Here is a 2,817-nt window from a genome sequence, read left to right on the forward strand (position 1 = left end):
ATCATCGCGGGTATGAAAGCGGATCGGCAGGCGGAAGTTGGAAATCCCCACATGCTGGATCTGCTCCTGCGCGCCGCGGATCAGGCTGGTCGGCCCGTTCTGCAGGTCGGGCAGCGTGGCGCGGTACGCCTCGTCCGATTTGAAATCCTCAGGGTAGTGCCGCGACAAATCCGGGTAGTTCCCCACCTCGCGGCCGGGCAGCAGCCGCGCCACAGCCGGATCCAGCTGCGCAATCTCGGTCTCGGTCACAGTGCCGGCCCAGGCCCGCAGCACATCCAGCGCGGCGGCAGCGGCCTCGCGGTCCGGCGCCTCAGCAGCATCGCGGTTATGAATGTTCATCGGCGTTCCCCCAAGTCATACGGCCCATATATAGGCCGGCAGGCCACCCTCATATACTGTTACGCGGCAGTTTTCAAAACGGATCCGCCAAATGCGGCAGAACCGGCGCCTTATCGGACCCCCAGCGCCTCTGCAGGCGCCGCGAGCGCGACTTGCAGTGCGCGGTGATCAGCACATCAGGCCGCGGCATGTCCAGTGCCGCTCCGTCCAGCCGGTGCAGCGGTCCGGCCCGGATTTCCCGGCCCGCCACCTGCGCGGGCAGCAAGGCAATACCAGCCCCGCCTGAATCAGCGCCACCGCGGCGGGCACCCACGGTGCAATCGCCGATCCAACCGCTGCAAGTGGATTTCGCTGGCGCCCATGGCGGGCAGTTCGAGGAAAACGTGGTGATCTGCATCGAAAGCCTGATCGGCGAGATCGGGTCCGGGCCGGTCAAGCTGGAAACCCGGGTTCGGATCACCGCGGACGGGCCGGGGCGGCTCGAGACGTTTCCCTGGGAGAAGTAAAAGTAAAGAGGGGGCTGTCCGCCCCCTCCTGAGCCTGCGGCTCACTTCACCCCCGAGAGTATTTTGACCAGAAAGTAGGCGGGCCGGGGCGCAGGCTTCAGGCCTGCGATGCCTCCAATGCGGCTGTCAGGTCGGCGATCAGATCACCTGCATCCTCCAGCCCCACCGAAAAGCGCACCAGGCCGGGTGTGATTCCCAGCTCCGCCTTCAGCTCATCGCTGAGCCGCTGGTGGGTGGTGGTGGCCGGGTGGGTGGCAATGGATTTGGCGTCGCCCAGGTTGTTGGAGATCACCGGGATCGTCATTGCGTTCAGGAACTTGAACGCCGCCGCCTTGCCGCCTTTCAGATCCAGCGACAGCACGGTGCCGCCCTTGCCGCCCAGCTGGGTCTGCACCAATGCGTTCTGCGCGTGCCCCTTGAGACCCGGATAGATAATCCGCTCCAGCGCCGCGTGGCCATCCAGCGCCCCGGCGATCTGCAGCGCATTGTCCGCCTGGGCGTTGACGCGCAGGTCGATGGTCTCCAGCCCCTTCAGCATCACCCAGGCGTTGAACGGGCTGAGACTGCCGCCGGTGTGCTTCATATAGGGTTCCAGCGTGCCGCGGATAAAGTCCTTGGTGCCCAGCACAACACCGCCCAGCGCCCGGCCCTGGCCGTCGATATGCTTGGTTGCGGAATAGACCACCACGTCGGCGCCCTGCTCGATCGCGCGGGAGAACACCGGGGTCGAGAACACGTTGTCGACAATCACCAGCGCGCCTGCCGAATGCGCGATCTCAGCCACCGACCGGATGTCGATCACTTCCAGCGTCGGGTTCGACATCGACTCGAAAAACACCGCCTTGGTGTCCGGCCGCATCGCGGCGCGCCACTGGTCCAGGTCGGTGCCATCGACAAATGTCACCTCAACGCCGAAACGGGTCAGGATGTTTTCCAGGATATAGAGACAGGAGCCGAACAGCGCCTTGGCCGACACCACATGATCGCCTGCCTTCAGCACCGAGGTCAGCGCGCCGCTGACCGCCGCCATGCCGGAGGCGGTGGCAAAAGCATCCTCGGCCCCTTCCAGCGCGGCGATCCGCTCTTCGAACATCGCCACCGTCGGATTGCCATAACGGGCATAGATGAATTCATCCGGGCCGGTCTCGATGAACCGCGCCTCTGCCTGTTCGGCACTCTCGTAAACAAATCCCTGGGTCAGGAAAATCGCCTCGCTCACCTCGTTGTACTGGCTGCGGCGGGTGCCGCCGTGAACCAGTTTGGTGCGGCTGTTCCAGGTCTCGCTCATCTTCCGTCTCCTCGCGCCATTAGCGCACAAAAAAACCCCAATCGGCCAAGCGAAAGGGGGTCCTTCTCGTCCTGACCTCTTTAGCGGGAATGTTTAACGTGGCCCGCAATCCGGTAACAAATCGCGCACGCCCGAGGCGGCAACCCTCAGGATTCAATCAGTCTAAAGAAAACACCGAATCGGTCGTTTTCCGCAGAAGGATCTTTGCCACGATCCCAGCTGTTTCCCTCCCTCCCCGCTTGGGTATGCCAGCATGCCGAACGTCAAGCCCTGGGGCATACTTTAGCAAACTTGGCCGCTTTGGGCCATCTGGCCGGTCCCGGCACCGGAAAGGATTGCGCGGGAATACAGCAGAAAAGCCCGGTTATGCAAGGCCGAATACGGCCTGGAATGCCGGCCGGCCTGCCGTGCAAAAGGTCTCGTTTTTCATGGTAGGGCCTGCGTCCCCTGCCCGGATTGCAGAACCGGGCGCTCCTCAGCAGGCAGCGGGACTGTTCAGGCGTTCGCCGCAGCCGCAGCATGCAGCATGCAGCGCGATCCCTAAGGTCAGGGAAGTGCCTGCCGCAAGGTTCCGGCAGGCTGCCGGTGGAGCATCCCTCTCCACCGGCAGCCACCTGGGTTTACACTCAGGATTTTTTCACTCAGGCTTTTACCTGGTGCCTGGCAATGAAGTTGTAAGCCAGG

Annotated in this window: 3 protein-coding genes, 1 pseudogene and 1 riboswitch; of the genes and pseudogenes, 1 reads left to right on the forward strand and 3 read right to left on the reverse strand. The window is 63.4% G+C overall.

Annotation, left to right across the window (positions count from 1 at the left end; all coding sequences use genetic code 11):
• Positions 1-339 (reverse strand): annotated as a pseudogene (locus VOI29_RS23780) (GTP cyclohydrolase I FolE2); the annotation flags it as partial.
• Positions 340-412: 73 nt separating this feature from the next.
• Positions 413-652 carry a hypothetical protein gene (locus VOI29_RS23785; RefSeq protein ID WP_323784282.1) on the reverse strand — a complete coding sequence of 80 codons (240 nt, stop codon included), beginning with the start codon at positions 650-652 and terminating at the stop codon, positions 413-415.
• A 1-nt stretch (position 653) separates the two neighbouring features.
• Between VOI29_RS23785 and VOI29_RS23790 the strand changes: the two genes are divergently transcribed.
• Complete coding sequence (locus VOI29_RS23790) at positions 654-845, forward strand: hypothetical protein (RefSeq protein ID WP_323784284.1); 192 nt, start codon at positions 654-656, stop codon at positions 843-845.
• A gap of 97 nt (positions 846-942) precedes the next feature.
• Here the strand turns inward: VOI29_RS23790 and metZ are convergent, their stop codons facing one another.
• Positions 943-2,133 carry an O-succinylhomoserine sulfhydrylase gene (gene metZ, locus VOI29_RS23795; RefSeq protein ID WP_323784286.1) on the reverse strand — a complete coding sequence of 397 codons (1,191 nt, stop codon included), beginning with the start codon at positions 2,131-2,133 and terminating at the stop codon, positions 943-945.
• Between the two features lie 59 nt (positions 2,134-2,192).
• Positions 2,193-2,272: riboswitch (SAM riboswitch) on the reverse strand.
• Between the last annotated feature and the right edge of the window lie 545 nt (positions 2,273-2,817).

This window comes from Leisingera sp. (genome assembly GCF_034669605.1).
Lineage (GTDB): Bacteria > Pseudomonadota > Alphaproteobacteria > Rhodobacterales > Rhodobacteraceae > Leisingera.

Coding starts and splice junctions, on each gene's coding strand:
- metZ (WP_323784286.1), bottom strand. CDS start 2,133: ATGAGCGAGACCTGGAACAGCCGCACCAAACTGGTTCACGGCGGCACC.